Source organism: Pseudostreptobacillus hongkongensis (assembly GCF_001559795.1).
Lineage (GTDB): Bacteria > Fusobacteriota > Fusobacteriia > Fusobacteriales > Leptotrichiaceae > Pseudostreptobacillus > Pseudostreptobacillus hongkongensis.
On record NZ_LOHY01000108.1, the window covers coordinates 1 to 3637 of the forward strand.

At 29.8% G+C, this 3637-nt stretch carries 3 protein-coding genes; all 3 read left to right on the forward strand.

Going from position 1 to position 3637, the window contains the following annotated elements; translation table 11 throughout:
* The first annotated feature begins 109 nt into the window (after positions 1–109).
* Complete coding sequence (locus tag AYC59_RS05635; protein ID WP_066896158.1) at positions 110–2662, forward strand: YadA-like family protein; 2553 nt, start codon at positions 110–112, stop codon at positions 2660–2662.
* A gap of 90 nt (positions 2663–2752) precedes the next feature.
* Positions 2753–2926, forward strand: coding sequence for a restriction endonuclease subunit S domain-containing protein (locus AYC59_RS07795; protein ID WP_156445497.1), 174 nt, complete (start codon positions 2753–2755; stop codon positions 2924–2926).
* 208 nt (positions 2927–3134) lie between these two features.
* On the forward strand, positions 3135–3491 hold the full coding sequence (locus AYC59_RS05640) for a hypothetical protein (protein WP_066896161.1): 357 nt from the start codon (positions 3135–3137) through the stop codon (positions 3489–3491).
* Positions 3492–3637 lie beyond the last annotated feature (146 nt).

Sequence of the window (3637 nt, forward strand, 5' to 3'; positions counted from 1 at the left end):
AATATTTGTGAAGAACCATAATAGTAGTATAATTTAATGGAAAAATAAAAAATAGAATTAATCATTATATATTTATTAAATTTAATATTTTAAAAGGAGTTGAATAAAAATGAAAAAAATTAAGGAAATATTAATTTTAGCATTATGCATTACTTCTGTTGTATCCTTTTCTGAGGAAACAACACCAGCAACACCGGCAACACCAATAACAAAAGAAGAAGTAGAGAAAATGATAGCGGATGCTGTAAAGGCTCAAACTGAAAAGATGACAAATTTACAAAAAAGCATCACAAAAAATACTCAAGATATTCAAAATAATAAGATACACTATTTTAGTGCTGAAATGGGATTAAATGGTGGAGGTAATTTTGATAATGATGGAGCTAAAGGTTCACCTTTATCATTAGCTATAGGAGCAAACTCAAGAGCTATAGGGAAGGGTAGTGCAGTAGCGATAGGAAATCACTCAACTGCTGATGGTGTAGGTGCTATATCTATAGGTTATTATTCTAAAGCTTTAAATCAAGTGGCAACTGCTATAGGGTATCAAGCAACAGTAAGTGAAAATAATCCTGGTGGATTAGCAATAGGAGTCAATACGGCAGCATTAGGCGAAAGTTCTATGACTTTAGGTCTATTTTCTCGTGCAATAGGTGCAAGATCAGCATCTATTGGTTATGGGGCAAAGTCTATAGGTAAATCTTCTTTAGCTGTTGGAGATTGGGCTATTGCAAATGGAGATTCAGGAATTGCTATAGGTAAAAATTCATTGATAACTGAAAATTCAGAATATTCAATAGTTCTAGGACCTAGTGCATATGTAGGAAATAGAAAACAAGTATCTTCTTCTGCTATTATAGACAGCGGCAATGGTAGTGTAGTTGATGGAAATAATACTGCTTCTACTGGAACTCCGGGATCTGTTAGGACTAAAGCGGGTGACTATACTATAATGAATCCAGCTCCAGAAAGAGTTCATAATAATTCTATTGCAATAGGTTTAAGTGCAAAAGTATATGGTTATCAATCAATAGCAATAGGAGGAACGGCAGAAGCTTCTAAATCTGATTCACTTGCTATTGGTACAGGATCTGAATCAAGGGGTCATTTTTCAAGTGCATTAGGAGCACATGCAATAGCAAATAGTGATCATTCAATAGCTTTAGGTTATTTTACGTATGCTGGAAATAAGAAATCAATTACAATAGGTGATAATTCAAGAGTTCAAGTAGATGGAGGTATATCGCTTGGATCAACTTCATTTAATAATAGAAGTACAGAAACTTTAGGTTATGATTTTTCAGAAAACCATACAAAGTTAATTACTAGTGGGACAGAACCTAAAATGGAATTACAAGGTGATATGAAAACTAAATATGATGCATTAGATTCTGAAGTTAAGGAGTTACAAAAAGCATTTGATGCAGAAGAAGGGAAGTATAATAATCTTATAAAACAAAGAGATACTTTTTTTGCTATAAATGTTAAAGAACAAGAACTACAAAGTTTAAAAAATAGTATAGCTAATGAAAAAGAAGAAGCTAAAAAGCAAAAACTTGAAGAAGAGAAAACTAAATTAGAAGCAGAATTAAACAAAGATAAAGCAACTTTAACAGAACTTCAAGCTAGCTCTGGTTTGACAGTTGATGCTGAAGTAAGGAAGGCGGCTTTAAAACAATCTGAAGAAGTTGAAAAGAAATTAGCGGCTTTAGATAAAAAGAAAGTAGAACGCAATAAAGTTGTTTCTACTTGGAAGGGTACATCTGGTGCACTTTCTGTTGGTAATGAGGTTATGGGTGTAACTCGTCAAATAATAGGAGTTGCAGCAGGAACTGCAGATACAGATGCTGTAAATGTGGCTCAATTAAGAAGTATGAATCTTCATTTAGTTGGTGATTCTGGAGAAACAAGATATACCATAGCTAATAAAAATCCTTTAAAATTTGAAGGAGAAAATGGAATAATAACTAAGGTAGAAGATGGTAAGGTTAAAATATCTCTTAATATTAATGATAAGAATTTAACTGTTACAAAACCTACAGCAGATGAAACTACAAGTCCTAAATTAGATTTAAGTGAAGCTATAAAGGAAAAAATAGAAAAATTAGAAAATGTAGCAATAAAAGCAGGAACAGGAATAGCAGTAGAAACATCAAAGGAATCTGGAACAACGACTTATACTATAAACGCTGATTTAAGTAGCGTTGAAGGTAAAATAGCAACAAATACAAAAAATATTGAGGAACTTGAAAAGAAAATTTCTAATACTTCAAGCAATGAAAAGATGAAAGAAATAGAAAATAAAAGCTATTCTGGAATTTCAAATGCTATTGCTATGGCAAATTTACCTGTTTCAACAAAAGATAAATTTAGTATAGCTGCTGGTTATGGAACATATATGGGAAATCATTCATTGGCTATAGGATTTATGGGTAATAAAAATCTTATGAATTATAAAGCAAGTATAAGTCTAAATAGCAAAGGTAATTTAGGATTTGGTGTAGGTGTTGCATATATACTTGGAACTAAGGATGAAGAAGAAGTTAAGTTAAATAAAGAGTTAGCAAGACTTAATCAATTAGAAAAAGAAAGTAAAGAAAAAGATAGAAGAATAAATGATTTAGAGAAAAAATTGGAAGAAATTTTAAATAAATTAAAATAAACACTACATTAAATGTTATAGTTCAAGGACTATAACATTTATGTTTTTATGGAATAAAATTTTTGAAAGGAAGAACTCTTCCGAATATATGTGGAAAAAGTCGCCTTTCCCCTACCCCAAATAGAAGAACAAAAAGAGATAGTACGCATATTAGAATCAGTACTTGATAGAGAAAATAGGGTATCTGAGTTATTAAGTTTAATGGAATCTATATCTTTACTTGAAAAAAGTATACTTGATAAGGATTTTAGAGGTAAGATATAGTTTAATTAAGTGAATTAAGTAAGAAATTACAAGATTCACTTTTTTAGTAATCTATAATGAATAATAATACTGAAAAATTTTAATGTAAAATTGTTTTGAAAAAGGGAGTTAAACTAGTATTAACACTGACTTTGAAGGTATTTTTTAACTTGAATTTTTAAAATTTTTAGGGTAGAATATCAATATAAATAACAAGGGAGAGATATATATGAAAAAGATTTTAGTAACTATTTTAGGTTTAGTTTTAGCAGTATCTTGTGCAGTAGCACCAGTTAAAGTAGAAAGTAAAAATTATCATTCTAAAAAAGGATTTACACATACTCACTTAACTATTGAAAAACATGATGACGATGAAATAGATGTAGACTTAGAAATTAAAGGTAAAGATTTAGAGTTTGAAGCTAAAAAAATTAAAGACGGAATATACCAAGGAGAAAGAGGAGAAATTATAGAATACTTAAGTAATAATGAAGTTAGAATAACTATCGATGGAGAAAAAGTTGAACTTTATTTATTAGAAGGTAATGGACATTCTCATTCTCATGAACACAACCATAGTCACTAATATTTATACATAAAGGCGCGGAAGCGTCTTTTTTATTAGGGTTGATATAAAAATTAAAATAATATGGTAAACTAAAATATCAAATGCAACATTGTATGAATGTTCACCAAGCAAGAAAAATAAATCAAAACAATAAATTGTATAAA

Bases quoted from the DNA above. Each gene is read 5' to 3' on its own strand.
- AYC59_RS05635 (WP_066896158.1), top strand. From the start codon at position 110: ATGAAAAAAATTAAGGAAATATTAATTTTAGCATTATGCATTACTTCT.
- AYC59_RS05640 (WP_066896161.1), top strand. From the start codon at position 3,135: ATGAAAAAGATTTTAGTAACTATTTTAGGTTTAGTTTTAGCAGTATCT.